Source organism: Microcoleus sp. PH2017_35_SFW_U_B (assembly GCF_020737865.1).
Classification (GTDB): domain Bacteria; phylum Cyanobacteriota; class Cyanobacteriia; order Cyanobacteriales; family Microcoleaceae; genus Microcoleus.
Genome location: NZ_JAEQDE010000047.1, coordinates 41149 through 58919, shown reverse-complemented (window position 1 = coordinate 58919; position 17771 = coordinate 41149). Strand labels below are relative to the sequence as shown.

19 protein-coding genes and 1 riboswitch are annotated in these 17771 nt (G+C 44.8%); of the genes, 13 read left to right on the top strand and 6 right to left on the bottom strand.

The features are described from left to right. Positions 1-253 precede the first annotated feature (253 nt). Positions 254-418, top strand: a riboswitch (cobalamin riboswitch). A gap of 21 nt (positions 419-439) precedes the next feature. Continuing rightward, on the top strand, positions 440-856 hold the full coding sequence (locus tag JGK36_RS13655; protein WP_366516573.1) for a DUF1636 domain-containing protein: 417 nt from the start codon (positions 440-442) through the stop codon (positions 854-856). A gap of 188 nt (positions 857-1044) precedes the next feature. Here JGK36_RS13655 and JGK36_RS13650 read toward each other — a convergent pair whose 3' ends face one another. Together JGK36_RS13650 and JGK36_RS13645 are read right to left on the bottom strand one after the other, a co-directional pair. Further along, positions 1045-1620 (bottom strand): Uma2 family endonuclease, encoded by a 576-nt coding sequence (locus tag JGK36_RS13650; RefSeq protein WP_293181267.1) that lies wholly within the window; start codon positions 1618-1620, stop codon positions 1045-1047. A gap of 78 nt (positions 1621-1698) precedes the next feature. Continuing rightward, the gene (locus JGK36_RS13645; protein WP_293197128.1) at positions 1699-2679 is read right to left on the bottom strand and encodes a metallophosphoesterase; all 981 of its coding nucleotides are present in this window, start codon (positions 2677-2679) and stop codon (positions 1699-1701) included. Between the two features lie 97 nt (positions 2680-2776). Here JGK36_RS13645 and JGK36_RS13640 point away from each other — a divergent pair, with 97 nt between their 5' ends. Continuing rightward, positions 2777-4120, top strand: coding sequence for a CapA family protein (locus JGK36_RS13640; protein WP_293200966.1), 1344 nt, complete (start codon positions 2777-2779; stop codon positions 4118-4120). Positions 4121-4285: 165 nt separating this feature from the next. Here JGK36_RS13640 and JGK36_RS13635 read toward each other — a convergent pair whose 3' ends face one another. Continuing rightward, positions 4286-5035, bottom strand: a complete 750-nt coding sequence (locus JGK36_RS13635; RefSeq protein WP_293197130.1) for a cobalt-precorrin-6A reductase — start codon at positions 5033-5035, stop codon at positions 4286-4288. A gap of 190 nt (positions 5036-5225) precedes the next feature. On the opposite strand from JGK36_RS13635, the gene JGK36_RS13630 reads away from it, so the two are divergent. Continuing rightward, positions 5226-6044 (top strand): tetratricopeptide repeat protein, encoded by an 819-nt coding sequence (locus JGK36_RS13630; RefSeq protein WP_293192275.1) that lies wholly within the window; start codon positions 5226-5228, stop codon positions 6042-6044. Positions 6045-6528: 484 nt separating this feature from the next. Here JGK36_RS13630 and JGK36_RS13625 read toward each other — a convergent pair whose 3' ends face one another. Then, entirely contained in the window at positions 6529-7317 is a 789-nt protein-coding gene (locus JGK36_RS13625) for a TIGR01548 family HAD-type hydrolase (RefSeq protein ID WP_293197131.1), read from the bottom strand. A 177-nt stretch (positions 7318-7494) separates the two neighbouring features. Between JGK36_RS13625 and JGK36_RS13620 the strand changes: the two genes are divergently transcribed. Next, entirely contained in the window at positions 7495-7806 is a 312-nt protein-coding gene (locus JGK36_RS13620) for a 30S ribosomal protein PSRP-3 (protein WP_293181450.1), read from the top strand. A 2-nt stretch (positions 7807-7808) separates the two neighbouring features. Here the strand turns inward: JGK36_RS13620 and JGK36_RS13615 are convergent, their stop codons facing one another. Next, a complete protein-coding gene (locus JGK36_RS13615) occupies positions 7809-8036 on the bottom strand; it encodes a hypothetical protein (RefSeq protein WP_293200965.1) in 228 nt (75 codons plus the stop codon). Between the two features lie 254 nt (positions 8037-8290). Here JGK36_RS13615 and JGK36_RS13610 point away from each other — a divergent pair, with 254 nt between their 5' ends. The 3 genes from JGK36_RS13610 to obgE all read left to right on the top strand — a co-directional run bounded on the left by JGK36_RS13610 (position 8291) and on the right by obgE (position 12309). Further along, positions 8291-9364: a bifunctional 2-polyprenyl-6-hydroxyphenol methylase/3-demethylubiquinol 3-O-methyltransferase UbiG gene (locus JGK36_RS13610; RefSeq protein WP_293181286.1), complete on the top strand. Its 1074-nt coding sequence runs from the start codon at positions 8291-8293 to the stop codon at positions 9362-9364. A gap of 651 nt (positions 9365-10015) precedes the next feature. Then, positions 10016-10891 carry a Mo-dependent nitrogenase C-terminal domain-containing protein gene (locus JGK36_RS13605; protein WP_293197132.1) on the top strand — a complete coding sequence of 292 codons (876 nt, stop codon included), beginning with the start codon at positions 10016-10018 and terminating at the stop codon, positions 10889-10891. A gap of 377 nt (positions 10892-11268) precedes the next feature. Further along, on the top strand, positions 11269-12309 hold the full coding sequence (gene obgE / locus JGK36_RS13600) for a GTPase ObgE (protein WP_293181292.1): 1041 nt from the start codon (positions 11269-11271) through the stop codon (positions 12307-12309). Between the two features lie 268 nt (positions 12310-12577). On the opposite strand, the gene JGK36_RS13595 is transcribed toward obgE, so the two are convergent. Then, on the bottom strand, positions 12578-12955 hold the full coding sequence (locus tag JGK36_RS13595; protein WP_293181295.1) for a hypothetical protein: 378 nt from the start codon (positions 12953-12955) through the stop codon (positions 12578-12580). 236 nt (positions 12956-13191) lie between these two features. On the opposite strand from JGK36_RS13595, the gene JGK36_RS13590 reads away from it, so the two are divergent. The 6 genes from JGK36_RS13590 to JGK36_RS13565 all read left to right on the top strand — a co-directional run bounded on the left by JGK36_RS13590 (position 13192) and on the right by JGK36_RS13565 (position 17624). Next, the gene (locus JGK36_RS13590; RefSeq protein WP_293197133.1) at positions 13192-14097 is read left to right on the top strand and encodes a D-hexose-6-phosphate mutarotase; all 906 of its coding nucleotides are present in this window, start codon (positions 13192-13194) and stop codon (positions 14095-14097) included. 219 nt (positions 14098-14316) lie between these two features. Further along, complete coding sequence (locus JGK36_RS13585; RefSeq protein ID WP_293181301.1) at positions 14317-14490, top strand: hypothetical protein; 174 nt, start codon at positions 14317-14319, stop codon at positions 14488-14490. Positions 14491-14698: 208 nt separating this feature from the next. Then, positions 14699-15115 carry a XisH family protein gene (locus JGK36_RS13580; protein WP_293181304.1) on the top strand — a complete coding sequence of 139 codons (417 nt, stop codon included), beginning with the start codon at positions 14699-14701 and terminating at the stop codon, positions 15113-15115. Further along, entirely contained in the window at positions 15103-15444 is a 342-nt protein-coding gene (locus tag JGK36_RS13575) for a XisI protein (protein ID WP_293192269.1), read from the top strand. The genes JGK36_RS13580 and JGK36_RS13575 overlap by 13 nt, the downstream gene beginning before the upstream one ends. A gap of 164 nt (positions 15445-15608) precedes the next feature. Continuing rightward, positions 15609-17138, top strand: coding sequence for a phosphomannomutase/phosphoglucomutase (locus JGK36_RS13570; protein WP_293197134.1), 1530 nt, complete (start codon positions 15609-15611; stop codon positions 17136-17138). 258 nt (positions 17139-17396) lie between these two features. Beyond that, positions 17397-17624, top strand: coding sequence for a hypothetical protein (locus JGK36_RS13565; protein ID WP_293181313.1), 228 nt, complete (start codon positions 17397-17399; stop codon positions 17622-17624). The last annotated feature ends 147 nt before the right edge of the window (positions 17625-17771 follow it).

The following is a 17771-nucleotide window of genomic DNA, read 5'->3' as shown; positions in this document are numbered from 1 at the left end:
GCTAATACCAGTTCCCAAAAAATAGGTAACGCGGCCGCCCAAACTGTTGTATCCGAGTTCGCGGATTACTTGATAGCCATGGGTGGAAAAGTCGGGAAAAGCTTTGTTCATAAGGTTTGTAGTGAGGACTTCAGTCCGCAGAAATATCAGAGGACTAAAGTCCTTACTACGAACGGGGTTAATTTATGTGGTTAGATATTAAAACTTGCTGTTACCAAGATAACTTTTTTGGGAAAGGGCGGCAAGTGTGATAGGATTTGAATTCGCGATCGGTTCTAGCGGGGAGCAGCCGCCAGAGGAAACGGGGAAAGTTCGGTGCAAGTCCGGCGCTGTCCCGCAACTGTAATGAGGTTTGTAGTAAGGACTTCAGTCCTTTACCTCTCAAGTCAGAATGCCCGCCGATATCTAACTCACTTTTGAACGCATCTGCGAGGTACGGATGATGAATGGAACTAAACGAAACACGGTTGTACGCACAAAACACTGTCTTTTGGTTTGCACTGCTTGCGCTAGTGTTTGGAAAGATGGCAAGCGCGAAGGTAAAAGTGGTGGCCAACAATTTATGGAAGATTTATCTAAACTCGCTAAAGATTGGGAGTTGTCTGATGAGTTTGAGATTCAAGAAGTTGAGTGCATGAGTGCTTGCAGTCACTCTTGTGCGGTCTCTTTTGCTGCTGCTGGAAAGTATACTTATCTGTTTGGTGATTTGCCTCCAAATGAACCGGAAAGTGTCGAAGCTGTACTCGAATGCGCGGGTCAATACTATGCTAAACCGGATGGTTTGTTGCCTTGGTCTGAGCGTCCTCAAGCTCTGAAAAAAGGTGTGTTGGCTAAGATTCCACCACTGGGAAATTAGAGATAAGGAGCGAAAAATTGGCGTTGCTGAACTTGAGTATGAATTCACATTTTTTACCCTTGAGTAAAACATAGACTTTTTGGGTATAACTCAATTCATACTGTCAATCAGCAATGCGATTGTGTGCTTAGGTAAAGGTTCGTAGTGAGGACTTGAGTCCTCTGTTTTGATGAGGACTCAAGTCCTCACTACGAACCTGTCGTTGATGCTTGCATTCTCAACCAGCTAAATACTTGTTCGGCGGTGATATTCAAGGGAATGATTTCGGGTACGGGAACGACATCGCTACCTTCGCAGAATTGCGGTTGTTGATTGGGTAAAAATGCTAAAATCGATCGATCGCCTGGATCGACTAGCCATCCCAACTGACAGCCATGTTCGAGACAGTGAATAATTTTTTTAGTTACGCGGTTTGAGCTTTGTTCTGGCGATAGAATTTCGATCGCCCAATACGGTGCAATTAGCACATTGTCTACTAATTCGCCACTCTCATCAAATTGAATTTGTTCCCACAATAGTACAGAAATATCGGGAACAATCGAGCGCCCGCCAAACGTACACCGCAACTCTGGAAAAGCGTAAGCTATCTTGGGTTCCTCTACCACTTCATTAATGGTACGCAGGAATCGCCCCTGGAGACGAGAATGCTTTGTTTTAGGCATAGGTTTTTGGATGATTTCGCCCTCAATGTATTCGCTGGCTGGTTTAGTTTCTGGCAGTTTCAGAAATTCTTCAAGGGTAATGCGCTCAGTTGCGATCGTCATAAATAAATTCCTCCATGCTAGCGATCTTCAGTATAAGCGAAACAATATTTATCTGGGATACAACTGGTGTTAATTTGCCTAATTTTTGGGAACAATCTGCTGTTTAAATTCAAACACGTTAGGATTTTTGGGGTCATAAAAAGCCCGCAACCAATGCACGTTTGGAGAACCAAAAGTTTCAACTCTGGTAAAGTTTAGCAGTCTGGGGAGTTGAGTGTCATCGTCAAAACGAGGTAAAGGTTTGTCGATGCGGAAATAGTGAGTATCGCCATGCACGAATACGACTTGTCCGGGAAAATTGCGGGTTTCTGTTTCCAGAGTTGCGATAAAATCGTTGTAGCCGGTTATTCTTTTGTCGGTTCGATCGAGTTCAAAGCCCGGATTTGCTTGTGCAACTAATATGATTCCTTTGCTGTTGCTGCGTTTTGCTGAAGCAAAAGATTCTTTAATCCAGGCTAAATTAGCGAAATTGCGATCGGCATATTCTTTATCCTGTTCGGGAGTCCGGCCAAAATTGTTGTTGCTTCCCGGCATATTTATCGCCAAAAATGTTATCCCGTTATAAATCCAGCGGACATTTTCACGATATTTAGCAAACTGCGAATTTTCGCTTTGGCGGGTGAGAGTTAAGGTACGTTTCCCCAAACTTTGAGTGCCTTTGCTGAAGATTTCCCGCAGTTTAGCAAGTCTTTCTATGGGATTGTTGTAACTGGCGTTATTTGAACGGTGACAGTCAGTCCATTCGTTATCACCATAGGCGAGAATGAAGGGCATTTCAAATTTATTAAATAACTGCTGGCGGCTGACAAAAGTTGCATCATCGCAGACAGATCCACCGCTTTTGATATCGCCGTCGTGAATGACAAAGGCTGCGGGCGATCGATTGATATCTGCAATCAAATTCGGAAATTTTGCTTCTTGTTCTGCGCTGTAAGGCAAATCGCCAATTAAGGCAAATTCAAAAGGTCGATCGCTCGAACTCTGAGCGTAACTCAAAATACCAAAACCCGTAATTGAGAAGAAAACAATAAAGGCAATAATGAGATATTTTTTTGTCATTTATTTGGGTGTAACTAATCGAGTCATTATAAATTGCGTAATCCGAACAAAGAACCCGGGCTTTTTAAGGAAGATTGAGAGTTTTTAGCCAATATTTTTGTTGAAAAACTTAGTTTCCAGCCAACGGTGTGCAAGGCATAATGATGATATCATAGATGCCGATAAATCACTCTTAAAAGTTATGACTTTTCGTCGGTTGCTTTCGGTAATTGCCGTGTTTTCGATCGCAAGCTGCGACATCCAAACGCCAAAAACCAACACACAGCGTACAGAAAGCCGTAGCTTGCGGGGCGGGACGCCATCGCCAATTGCAACACCTGCACCGGCTAAACCCAAGTCTGAGATTAAAGAAGCGCAACTAATTGCTGTCGGCGATATCATGATGCACATTACTCAAACAATCTCGGGCTACGATGCAAAAAAGCAAACATACAATTTTGACAGCTTCTTCGCACCAGTTAAAAGTATCCTGTCAAAGGGCGATTGGGTAACGGGAAACCTGGAAACACCTTTAGCGGGCGAAGATGCGGGCGGATATACGGGATATCCGCTATTTAACGCACCAGTGCAATTACTGGATGCTGCGAAAAAAGCTGGATTTAATATCTTGACAACCGCGAATAATCATGCTTTGGATCGGGGAGAAATAGGGGTAATTAGGACGATCGCAAATTTGGGCGATCGCAAAATTGCATCAACAGGGACAGCCAAGTCTAAAGCAGCGGGCGATAGGATTTTGATCGTCACCAAAAACAACATATCGCTAGCCATGCTAGCCTACAGCTACGGCACAAACGGCATCCCGATACCCAAAGGCAAAGATTACCTAGTTTCGCTAATCGACGAAAAACAGATAATCAAAGACATCGCCAAAGCCCGAAAAAAAGGAGCAGATGCGATCGCAATTTCCCTGCATTTTGGCGACGAATATCAGCGACAGCCAAACACCCAACAAAAACAATTAGTTGAAAACATTTTAAAAGCTGGTGCAGACATCATTCTCGGCAGTCATCCCCACGTCGTCCAGCCTTACAAAATATTTAAATTCAAAGGAAAGAATGGGAAAACCAGAAAGGCCGTAGCAATTTATTCAATGGGAAACTTCATCTCGGGGCAGACCCAAGATTATACAGACTTAGGCGTAATTGTGCAAATAAATATCCGCAAGAAATTTCCCGAAAAAACCACAGAAATTATCAGCATTAAAACAATTCCGACTTGGGTACACCGCTATACTTTAAACAATAAAACTAACTATCGCGTTTTGCCGTTAGAAACAACTGTTACCCAGAAAAAAGATGCGCTGCTAGCAACTTCGCAGTATCCAGTTTTAAAAGGATATTTACAAGAGATGAACAATCATCTTAACTCATTGAATAAAAAAGATAAGACGGCGGTTAAAACCGCGCCTACACAAACAAATTCCGCCTCCGCGGAATGAAGAAAATAACGCGACAATATTTCGTTGTTACCCGCAGATTCAGAAAAACCTGGTTTCTTGATTGCGGTAGCCGAGAAACCGGGTTTTTTTCGACAATATTTCGTTGTCACCCGCAAATTTATAAAAAACCCGGTTTCTTTAGTCGGAGTGCGTAAGTTGTGATTTTCACTTCAACTGCTGAATTAGCCAATCAATCGCCCCCGACACATCAGCAACCCGCTCAACATTGGGAATCGGAGTCCGCTGCACCATTACAACAGGAATATTCAACTCCCTAGCGGCGATAATTTTCGGATATGTCGCAGCACCACCGCTGTTTTTACTAACAATTGTATCAATCTGATATTGCAAGAGCAATTGCCGCTCGTCTCCCAATGAAAAAGGCCCCCTTGCTAATAATAATTCACCATGAGGAACAAGAGTATTTTGTGCCGGAGGATCGATCGCCCGCATCAAACACCAAACATCCTCCAAACCCGCAAACTCCGCCAATTCCTGCCTCCCAATGGTGAGAAACACCCGCCGAGAATGCCCTGACAAAGCCCTTGCAGCCTCCGAGTGGCTGGCGACTTCAATCCAGCGATCGCCCTCCACGGCCTCCCACGCAGGGCGCACCAGCATCAAATGAGGGACATGACACTCAGCCGCAGCCACCGCAGCATTGGCTGAAATCTGCGCTGCAAACGGATGAGTCGCATCAATTAAAAAGTCGATCGGGCTACAACGCAAAAACTCAGCCAGCCCAGCCGCCCCACCAAACCCCCCAATCCGCACCGTACCCGTTTTTGGGGTCAAAGGCTGTTTAGTCCGCCCTGCAAGCGAAGATATCACCTCGATATCAGCAATTTGAGCAGCTCTGGCAGCTACTTCAATAGCATCACCCGTTCCGCCCAAAATTAATAAGCGTTTTTTCATAAAATTACTTTTAACTGATAAGATTTAACCAACGACCGCAATTTAGGTTAATAATATATTTAAGCTGTTCTGTATTTAAATTGTTCTGTGTCAAAAACAAATCAAAGTCTTGTGGGATGGGCTTCTAGCCCGTCCCAAATACTCAATTTAAATACGCAACAGCTTAGTAAAGTTTCAACTGCCACCAAAGATGATTCGCTCACTTTTCACATTTTTTACAGTATTAATTGTAACCGGGTTAGTTTGGTTGGGAAATATCGCGCCCGCCGCCGCACAACTACAAGCAACAGAGCTCACCCCTCAGCAGCAGGAATTAGGAGAACTTGTTCAGAAAGCTTTTGAGGCTACAAACGAAGGCAAATTTCCCGCCGCAGAAACTTTGTGGACAGAAATTATTGACAAATTTCCCTCACAAGCCGCCGCTTGGAGTAACCGAGGCAATTCGAGAGTCAGCCAAAACAAACTACAATTAGCAATTGCTGACTACGAAAAGGCGATCGAACTAGCTCCGAATGCTCCCGATCCCTACCTAAATCGCGGCACAGCCTTAGAAGGTTTAGGACGCTGGGAAGAAGCGATCGCCGACTACAATCATGTGCTAGAATTAGACCCGAAAGATCCAGCCGCCTACAACAACCGAGGTAACGCCGAAGCAGGTTTAGGACAATGGGAAATAGCAATTAAAGACTACAGCAAAGCTTTTGAATTGGCGCCCGAATACGCCTTTGCTCGTGCCAATCACGCCCTCGCACTTTATCAAAACGGGCAAACCAAAGAAGCAATTCGCAACATGAAAAACATTGTCCGCAGATATCCCCAATTTGCGGATATGAGAGCAGCCCTCAGCGCCTGTCTTTGGGAGGCTGGACAGCGCGGTGAAGCTGAGAGCAATTGGGTGGCCGCAGTCGGTCTCGATTCCCGCTACAAAGACCTCGATTGGGTGGCAAAAACCCGCCGCTGGCCGCCAGTTGTAGTTAGCGCTTTAGACAAATTCTTGAACTTGAAATAAGATTAGACGGCGGTTCATTAGACGGCGGTTGATTAGACGGCGGTTGATTAGACGGCGGTTGAAACCGCGTCTACACAAACCAAACCCGCCTCCGCGGGTTGAAGATTATACGGCGGTTGAAACCGCGTCTACATAAACCAAACCTGCCGACGCAGGTTGAAGATAAAACGGCGGTTGAAACCGCGTCTACACAAACCAAACCCGCCTCCGCGGGTTGAAGATTAAACGGCGGTTGAAACCGCGTCTACACAAACCAAACCTGCCTCCGCAGGTTGAAGATAAAACGGTTAAAATTATGTTATTTTCTTGAGTCCGCGGAGGCGGACATCGTTTGTGTAGACGCGGTTTCAACCGCCGTCTGAGCGGACATCGTTGGTGTAGACGCGGTTTCAACCGCCCTCTTTCTTAAGTCTGCGGAGGCAGACATTGTTGGTGTAGACGCGGTTTCAACCGCCGTCTAATTCTCCAATGTACCGACGCGGTTTCAACCGCCGTATAATTCTCCAATTCGTGCAGCATTCAACTCCTCGATATTCCTAAAAATCTCCGCAGCACCAGCTTTTTTCAGCCCCGCAGCATACGCTTCACAGCGAACAGAATCATCCAAAACGTGAGGTGGCAAAATTCCTGCACCCAGCCAAATCCGATTCGGTTGCAATTCCCGCGCCTTCACCACGGTGTAAATATCGGCAACTGTATCTCCCGCATAAATCACGGGCAAATTGCTTTCTAAACCGTGCCGATTTTCCAACTGTTCAATTGTCGAGAAAAGTCCAGTCGGATCTGGTTTTCCCGGTGCATCTTCCATCGCGACTAACACGGGGGAATTTAAGCCGAGTTTCCCTTCCAAAACATAAGCTGCTTCATCGTGCATCGCGCCACTAAAAAATCCCCAAGCAACGCCTCCAATTGTTAGATTTTCCAGGTAAGCTGGATTTAACAGCAGCGGTTCGTCACAAATGTAACCAGTCCAATTTTTATCGTCATTCCCGCGATAGCGACTTTGGAAAAAAGCGACTAATTCGTCATATTTGAAATCGAGTTGATTTCGCGATCGCCCAATTCCATCAAAATAACGGCAAACTAACTCCAAAGACGCTTCCCAGTCATTATTCCACACACCCTCAGACTTCAGAGAGTCGATATCGATCGAATTCGGGCGAAAAGCACCAGCCGTGAAATGTTCTACCGCATCTGCGATCGCCCTTCGGTAGGAACCGGACACATCCCGCACCACACCATCAATGTCAAAAACTAAAATAAATCTGCTCATAACTTAATTATCCCTGTAGCTGGGGCGAGTGAGTGGACAAATTTTATTGGTTTCGGGCCCCTAAGCAGCGGGAAACCCAGCCCTTCGACAAAACTTTTAATCGCCGATGAGCCATTATTGAACAGAATGTGCTACGCTTAGCGATTGTAGAAATTTTTAATAAGTTCGATCGGAACCCTGGAGGTTTGCTTGTCCAAGTTCATCTTAAAAGTTCTCTGGCTAGAAGAGAATGTTGCCCTCGCCGTTGACCAAGTTGTCGGTAAAGGAACTAGCCCGCTGACAGCTTATTTTTTCTGGCCGCGCAAGGATGCGTGGGAAGAACTCAAAAACGAACTCGAAGCCAAACACTGGATTGCTGACAACGATCGCGTCGAAGTCCTCAACCAAGCTACAGAAGTAATCAACTACTGGCAAGAAGAAGGCAGACGGCGCCCGATGACTGAAGCTCAGTCAAAGTTCCCTGAAGTGACTTTTACCGGCAGCAACTAAGCCTAGCTTTCAGTTGCTACCCAGATAAATTGCCTGTGATGGCTAACAGGAGAACGAGAGAGGGGGAGAAGGCGAGAGGATTTGCTTTTTCCACCTCGTCCTGAAAAATACACTTTAAATGCGCTACAGCCGATCGAGGTATTGCCCTTTTCAAGGGCGGTGAGGTATGTCAGGTAATGGGTAATGGGTAATGGGTAATTGGTAATGGGTAATTGGTAATTAGTAATCACTTGAGTGCACTAACTTAAGAAGCGCTATATTAACTCGAATTTTCAGACATAATCGGGTTCTGAGCCTGGTAGATTTGAGATGAGAGATTTAAGATTTATCTAAAACAAAGCTCTAAGTAGATAAGGGCAAAAACATCGTATCTACAAGATACTATTGTTTTTTACTAACAACTGACAACTAACAACTGACAACTGGCAACTGTCAACTGTCAACTGTCAACTGTCAACTGTCAACTGACTTCTTCCCGGAACTTATGGGCGCCGAAAGCACGATCGACCAAACCGAACAAATGCCGCTGGTAGTCAATCCCGACATTCTCCAGCAAGCCATCCTCTACAAAATTAACACTCGCGTCACCGCACGCGGAGAATTAGTTTTCCCCTGCGTACCGGGAATGGTAAACCACTATCTCAAGTCAATCGAAAAGCTATTTAGCACCCTCGACAGACCCCTCCCAGAAGACCGTAAAGAGGAACTCAGAAAGCTTTTAGCGACTAAATTAGAACAGGGCTACCGCACTTCAACAGCATCGATGATGATTCTGCAATACGAATCAGTGCAGCCGCCACAAACCGGTTTAGCTTGCAAAGTAATTGTCACTACTTCAACAGTAGGAGAACAATATAAAAGCTGGGTTGACACCAGAGAACCGCCTCTATTTGGTTCCCATCCCGATGCAAAATTGATGGCAACGGCTGCTAAATTGGGAAATCCCGATCGCATCCGCATCTTAGACGTGGGGGCCGGTACCGGGCGCAATACCTTACCGCTGGCGAGATTGGGCTATTCTGTAGATGCGATCGAGCTAACCCCAGCTTTTGCAGAACAATTGCAAACAGCCGCCACGGCCGAAAACCTTCCCGTCACAGTAACAGAAGGCGACGTGCTCGATCCCTTAATGCGGATGAAACCAGCCCGCTACCAACTTGCAGTTGCCGCCGAAGTCATCTCACATTTTCGAGACATCGATCAAGTACGGCTTTTCCTTGCCAAAATGTGCGATTTCCTCTGTCCCGGAGGCGTGTTGCTCTTCAGCACATTCTTAACCGTCGGCGACTACCAGCCAGACGCCCTCGTGCGACAAGTTGCACAACTTTCCTGGTCTACTTTATTCACGCCCCAAGAGCTCGCCGCCGCCATGGAAGGCTTACCCTTAGTCCAAATATCCGACGAATTGGTGTGGGAATACGAACGCCACCACCTGCCAAAAGAAGCCTGGCCGCCAACGCCTTGGTTCCCGAGTTGGGCCACAGGTAGAGATGTCTTCCCGATGGCAAATGGACGGCCGCCCATGGAATTGCGCTGGATTTTGTGCCGCCGCAGCTAATACCATTTTCGATCTGAGGTACGTTGTTGCGCTTGAGCGCTCTTTATAATCTTAGGAAAGAGCGCTTTCATTGCAACAACGTACCTTGATTTAATGGTATTTCTTCTGTAAAACCTAGATCCACCCGGAGCGCTGAAGCGCAACTACATACCTTCGGAGCGCTGAAGCGCAACTACGTACCTTCGGAGCGCTGAAGCGCAACTACGTACCTTTTTTTATTGTGATTGTTCCGTCTTGGACTGATTTATAAGCTGCCCCAGCAATCAAAACCTTTGAGATAGGCTGATAGTTCCATCAAGTCTTTTTATTTTCACAGCATAAAGCCGACTTATTGTCAAATGTTACGGAGCCGACACACAAAAATTTACAAATATATATATTAAAATGTAAACATAGCGAAGTAAAATCGCCCGTGGGTGAGAAACCCGGTTGCTGATTAGATCCTATCTTGGCAAACCTGTGATTGCTTGCGATAAATTGGGTCGATCTGGCGTTGAAATTACGTAAAATTCGATACGCTATCTAAAATCGGTGCAACTATACTTAACAATGAATCAACAAAACCTATTCCTCCAGATAGACGACGCTTTAGGGGAAGAGGATTAAACCATAGATTAGCTCGCTAATTGGCGAAGCTCCTGAGACACAAATATGCTTTTAACACGTCCACTACAAGCGTTTGGAGCAATCTTCGGGCACAAACCTTTCACAAAAAGATCGATCGAGCAAAAAAACAGTAAAAATTATTTAGAGGGGAATAGTTATCCCGCTCCAAACCAACAACTAGACTGGTATATCATCCAACTGGAAACGCTGATGAGTAACGCAAAATCTAACTGCACCGATGGAGAGATTGCCGCTTGGCTGCGGGGATTGCTGACAATTGCTTGGGCTGACGGCAACTTTGACGAAAACGAGCAAAAAATGATTGCTAGCCTGACTCAGGATGAACTAAATCCGGTATCTTTTGAGACCGGTTTTGAACCGATTACCGCAGAGGAACTAGCTGCTGTATTCGGGACAGGTACCGCCAACGGGGAGAATTTTTTGAGAACAGCAGTCATGGTAGCCTTAGCAGACGGTACTTACTCTCTGAGCGAAGACGAGGTACTTTACAAGTTTTGCACAGCTTTGGGTCATAACGTGGAGGCGATCGAATCTCTGCGACACACGATCGAAGACAGCAGCGCGCAGCCGCAGGAATCAAGCAGCCAAACAGCCGTTGATTATGCAGCAACACCGCTTTCTGGGCGGCCTCAACCTCAGCAGAAAAATGTCCTGACACCCGTGAAAGACTGGCTTGACGGCTGGGAAGTTCACGATCCGAGAGTGGCACGTTTTGTCTGCAAAATGATTCCACCGCAGTGTCCGTTTGAGCGAGATGTCGTATTATTCGGCCGCAAAATCGTCCACATTCCACCGATGTGCAAGCTTAACCCGCTGTACGAACAATTGGTGGGGATGCGCTTTCGAGCTCTCTGCTATTTGGCAGATGATTGCAAGGAAGATGTATCGTCATATTGTTAGGGGAATTGGGCATTGGGCATTGGGAATGGGGAATGGGGAATGGGGAATTGGTAATTGGTCAATTTTGTGAGATTTTCGATTAATGACTGTATGCTATGAACCAATGACTCCTAATTAGTTGAGTAGGATGGTGAATTTCTGTTTTGTAAAAAGCATTTTTTCTTTGAGTGCTGTCCCTGCTCGCGTGATTATATAAGCACTAGAACGGGGACAGCACTACATACAAAAGTAAAACACATCCTACTCCCTACTCGGGAGTAGGATGTGTAATTCACACCAAAAGATAAACATTTTACTTGGATCTGGTATCATAACTAATGACTACTGACTAATGACTACTGACTACTGACTATTGACCAATAATTATTGATTAAATTATGCAATTTATCGATCGCGCAGATGTTCAAGTCGCAGCCGGCAAAGGCGGCGACGGTATGGTAGCTTTTCGCAGAGAAAAGTATATACCGGCGGGCGGGCCAAGCGGCGGCACCGGCGGGCGGGGCGGTTCTGTGTTTATGGTGGCGGTGGAAAGCCTGCAAACGCTGCTGGATTTCCAGTACAACCGGATTTTTAAAGGCGAAAACGGGAAGAAGGGCGCGCCGAAGAATATGACTGGTGCTTCAGGAGCCGATCGCACGATCGAAGTTCCCTGCGGTACAGTAGTTTACGATGCGGAAACTCAGGCAATTTTAGCAGATTTGGTGACGCCCGGACAGACTTTTTGTGTTGCCAAAGGTGGTAAAGGCGGTTTAGGAAATAAGTGTTTTCTGACAAATTCTAACCGCGCTCCAGATTATGCGCTACCGGGAAAAGAAGGAGAACACAAGTTTTTGCGCTTGGAATTGAAGCTGTTAGCTGAAGTTGGAATTATTGGTTTGCCGAATGCTGGCAAATCGACACTAATTTCTGCTTTGTCGGCGGCGCGTCCAAAGATTGCAGATTATCCGTTTACAACTTTAATTCCGAATTTGGGCGTAGTCAAAAAACCAACCGGCGACGGTACTGTTTTTGCTGATATTCCAGGATTAATTGCCGGGGCTCACGAGGGCGCGGGTTTGGGTTATGAGTTTTTGCGGCACATTGAACGGACTCGGTTGTTGCTGCATTTGGTGGATATTACTGATGAAGATCCGATCGCAGATTACGTCACAATTCAAGAAGAATTGAAAGCTTACGGGCGAGGTTTGGGCGATCGGCCGCAGATTTTGGCTTTTAATAAGGTAGATGCGATCGATCTTGAGGATGAGGAAATTGGAAATGCGATCGCGCGATTGCAGGAAATCAGCGGTGCTCCGGTGTTGATGATTTCGGCTGTGAGTCGAGTTGGGTTGGATGAGTTGATGCACCAAGTTTGGCTGAAACTCGATGAGATGAATGAGGTTGAAGCGGAGGCGCTGTCAGCAGTCGGAGTCTTGTAGCCCTTATTTCCTGACATAGGGATTGAAACCGTTATCTGTGAAGATTGACACAATCAAAAACAGCAAAAAAACCAAAATTCCCGATCGGGGATTTTGCATTATTTTTGGCAATTGATATCAGAAACCAGTTGTATTAATCTTTGCATAATTCCCAGAAACCGGGTTTCTTCCGAAATCTCTGGCCACCAACCTAGGTTATCTGAGAAACCCGGTTTCTTAATCTTTGCATAATTCCCAGAAACCGGGTTTCTTAACTAAATGAACGCGATTATGGCTTGACAACAATAATTCCCTTACCTGGGCCCGAGAAAATTTCAACGTGAGCGACTCGCCCAGTCCCAGAATAAAATCTGACTTCGGCTTTCGCTTCAGAAGGCATTGATTTCCAACCACCATTAGAGGCAACTAGAATAGTTTTTAATCCATCATTCCAGTCAATTATAATTTGGTTGGGACTCTGCTTGATCGAACAGCCTATTGTTTGAGCCTGCGTTTGATTCTGTCCGTAAAAACTGCATTTGGAGCTATAATTTTCACCAGAATTTCTCGTCTGGGCTTGAGTATTGGTACTGAAAGCTATTGTCGAACCTAGTAGCAAATTAGCCACTAAAAATGTTTTATAAAATAAAGATAACTTAAGTTTCATAGTTGGGCGCTCCAGATACAAAAATGCGGTATTCGTTCAAAATTCAGACAGTGAAATTGCAACCAGGATAAAAATTCAACAAACCTTGTTAACTCTCAAATCTTCTTAATGTCCTCCCAACACCAGAATACAACCAACATTAGCCGATCGCACATTCCACTCAAACTCAACAATACAAACAATCGCAGCAACCATAATATCGGATAATTGGGAAGCAATTAACCTCCGCCACCAGCATGAGTATTGACCAACTAAACACAGACTACAGCATCGCCGGCCACCTCACCTTCGCCAGCGGAAACGGCGGTTTCCCGATGATTCACATCGACAACGGCCAAGCCAAAGCCTTGATATCTGTGTATTCCGGCCAAGTGCTCTCCTTCCAACCAGCCACCGAAACCGCAGATTTGATGTTCCTCAGCGACAAAGCCTACTACGCCGAAGGGAAAGCCATCAAAGGCGGTGTACCCATCTGTTGGCCTTGGTTTGGCCCAGATCCCGAAGGCTTGGGCCGCCCAGCCCACGGGTTTGTCCGCAATCGCCTGTGGAATGTCGTCAACACCGGTACAACTCCAGACGGCGCAACTACAGTCACCCTAGGCCTCAAGGATACCGAGGAAACTAGAGCAATTTGGCCCCAAGCTTTTGAACTGGCGATCGCAATTACCGTCGGCACCACTCTCACAGTAGAATTAATCACCCGCAATCTCGGCGACAAAGCATTTCCCCTCACCCAAGCCTTCCACACCTATTTCCTAGTCGGCGACATCAACCGCGTGCAGGTGTTGGGTTTAGAAAACAGCCAATATCTTGATAAAGTTGACGGTGGAGTCGAAAAAACTCAAGTAGGTGCAGTCGTAGCTGTCGGTGAGGTCGATCGAATTTATCTCGATGTCACCAACGAATTCGTCATAGACGATACCGCCCTCAATCGTCGGATTCGGATTAAATCATCTGGCAGTAAATCCGCCGTTGTGTGGAATCCCTGGGTGACAATTTCTAAAAACATGGCCGACCTTGATGATAGCGATTATCAGCGCTTAATCTGCGTAGAAACGACCAATGCGGCGACGGATATTGTCGAAGTCCCCGCGAAAGGCGAGTTCCGATTGGCGGCAGTTTATAGTGTTGAGCGCGATTAAGAAATGAGAGATTAATCTCAGCGGTGATAGGGCTATAATTTTCATGATTGGATTGAAAAACTCTGTCACCGTAATGCCTAAGTCTTACCCTCAGAGATATTGCTATAATGAGATATCAAGATAAGTTATGGAAAAATCAACAGCTAATATCGTTTAAGCTTGGATCGGAATGATTTAACCGCAGAGAGCGCAGAGAACACAGAGTCAGAAAAGAGAGAGATGAATAATTCTAATACCAATGAATTTGATATAATATCCGAATATACTGAGTGGCAAAGTACCGAGTGGCAAGACTATTCATTAACGCAACTTTTCTACGAAGATGATGAAATTGAATATTCCTTGGAAGATGCTCAAGAAATCTATCAAATTAATCAATTTAAATCTACATAATGGATACAAATAAAAGACCATTCTTTGTCGTAAAATAAACCTCAAAGAACAAAAAAGTGATTTTTCTTATTGGCAAACTCAATCTTATCAAGCCAGACTTAAGGCATTAGAAGAAATTCGTCATAGTTATCACCAATGGAAATACAAAAATACTGAATCAAGACTTCAAAGAGTTTATACAATTTCTCAACGATAATCATTAATTACTATGGCAAAAGACATATTTCATAACACCGTCAAAATCGCTCTTCAAAAAGAAGGTTGGCAAATCACCCACGATCCTTATCAACTGCGCTATGGTATAGCTGATATCTACATTGACTTAGCTGCCGAATCAGCGATCGCAGCCGAAAAAGAAGGCAGTCAAATCGCAGTAGAAGTAAAAAGCTTTATTAGTGGCTCTAACATTTCAGCATTTCACACGGCTCTTGGTCAATTTCTAAACTACCGAATTGCCATAGAAGTTTCTGATGAACCAGGGCGTATTTTGTATCTAGCAGTACCTAGAGATGCTTATCAAACCTTTTTACGTTTTGAACCAGCAAAAACAGTCATTCAGCGATATCAGGTTCGGTTAATTGTTTATAATCCAAATAGTGAGGCTATTGAACAATGGATAGAATAAATGAGTATCGCCAAATTGTTTGTCAATTTCTCGAAGACTTCGCCAAAGACGACACCCAAGCTCAGTTAATTTTTGACCATTCACGCGATCGCTATTTGGTGATACATCATAGTTGGCGCGATGAATATCGCATATATGGTTGCGCCATGCACTTAGATATCATCGAGGGCCAAGTTTGGATTCAGCAAAATAGCACCGAAGTCTTCATCGATCAAGAGCTAATTCAGCGCGGTGTCTGTAACAAAGATATCATTTTGGGATTTCGCTCACCCACAATCCGCAAACATCTTGCAGCTATCCTAGACAGTCAAGAAAGTGATACAGTTTGACAAGGCTTTTAACAATGGGCAATTGATAATTGGATCGAAAGCGGGTTTAACTCCCTCACCTATAATATGGATTGTTTGAGGGTAGGGTTTGAATCTCCATCAAAAAAATTCACTGTCAACTGTCAACTGTCAACTGTCAACTGCTATACTTACCATCAATGATTATGCAAAACTATAACTGGAAAAAACTCCAAAATGGCTCAGATATTCGCGGTATCGCCCTCGAAGGGGTTCCCGATGAAAAAGTTAACCTCACTCCCGAAATTGCGACAATTTTAGGTCAATCCTTTGTCAGTTGGCTGGTGCAAAAAGTCAATAAACCTGCGGAAAAGTTGATAATTGCGATCGGGCGTGACAGTCGCCTATCCGGGCCAACTTTAATGCAAGCAGTCATGGATGGTATCGCCTCAGTTGGTTGTACAGTATATGATTTTGAAATGGCATCAACTCCCGCCATGTTTATGAGTACAATCACTCCAGGTTTTGAGTGCGACGGCGCGATTATGCTGACTGCTAGCCATTTACCTTTTAATCGCAACGGCTTAAAGTTTTTCACCGCTAAGGGTGGATTACAAAAAAAAGATATTACCGATATCTTAACATTTGCCGAAACCAATGAGTTTAAAAAAGCTGCCGTTTTCGGTACTATTACCAAGCATGATTTTATCTCAGTTTATGGCAACCAATTTGTCGAAAAGATTAGGGAATCAGTCAATCATCCCGATAATTTTGAGCAGCCGCTGACAGGCTTGAAAATTGTTGTGGATGCGGGGAATGGTGCGGGCGGATTTTATGTGGATAAAGTCTTAAAGCCTTTAGGTGCAGACACTACCGGCAGTCAATTTTTAGAACCGGATGGTACATTCCCAAATCACGTGCCGAATCCCGAAGATAAACAGGCAATGCAGTCAATTTGTCAAGCGGTAATTGCCAATCAAGCTGATTTTGGGATTATTTTTGATACGGATGTCGATCGCAGTGCGGCTGTGGATCAATTTGGCAAGGAACTGAATCGCAATCGGTTAATCGCGTTGATTTCGGCGATCGTCCTACAAGAGCACCCAGGCTCTACCGTCGTTACGGATTCTATCACATCCGATGGTTTAACGCAATTCATCGAACAGGATTTAAAAGGAATTCACCATCGCTTTAAACGCGGTTACAAAAATGTGATTGACGAGTCGATTCGCCTCAATGCAGCGGGACAGGAATCATGGCTGGCGATTGAAACTTCTGGACATGGCGCTTTGAAGGAAAATTACTTTCTGGATGATGGCGCTTACTTGGTGAGCAAATTATTGATAGAGTTGGCTAAATCCAAATTAGCTAATCAATCTTTGCCGGATTTAATTGCGAATTTACAAGAACCTGAAGAAAGTGCAGAGTTTCGGATTAAAATTGGTGTGGATGATTTCAAAGCTCAGGGAAATTTGGTAATTGAGCAACTGCAAGAATTTGTCTCAACCCAAGCCGACTGGGGAATTGTACCCAATAATTACGAAGGTTTGCGAGTTTCCTGCACGTCAGCTAGCGAATCGGGCTGGTTTCTGCTACGCTTGTCACTGCACGATCCGGTGATGCCTTTGAATGTTGAGTCGAATGTTAAGGGTGGTGTTGCTCAAATAGTCGATCGCCTTTTAGCTTTTTTCCAAACAACAGAATCTCTTGATTTGTCGGCACTATCGAGTAGATAAAGAAGACGGCGGTTGAAACCGCCAGAAAGATAAAGAAGACGGCGGTTGAAACCGCCAGAAAGATAAAGAAGACGGCGGTTGAAACCGCGTCTACACAAGCAAAGTCCGCCTCCGCGGACTGAAGAAAATAACTGAAGAAAATAACGCAATTTTCACCGTCAATTCTTCAACCTGCGGAGGCACGTGCAAGTTTGTATAGACGCGGTTTCAACCGCCGAGTTTTCTATTAATAAACCAAACCCAAGGAGGGATTTTATCATGTGGCTTTTAATCATTAAATGTTCTGCGGAAAGCTGGACTCTCAATTCCAAAGCTTTCAAAGTCATTGCTGACAAATATCCGGCTACGCCTCTTTCTTCCAAAAAGATGAAAGGCGACGGTGAACGCATCATGGAATATAAACTGGAAAATGTCAATGATGTAGAGGATTTTATGGAAGAATGCTTGACTTTAGAGGGTTTTACCGCCACTTTTGAATCTCTGTAAATCTCAAATCAAAAAGGTACGTAGTTGCGCTTCAGCGCTCTTTCATAGATTAGGATGAAAGAGCGCTAAAGCGCAACAACATACCTCAAATCAAAAAGGTACGTAGTTGCGCTTCAGCGCTCTTTCTTATATTAGGATGAAAGAGCG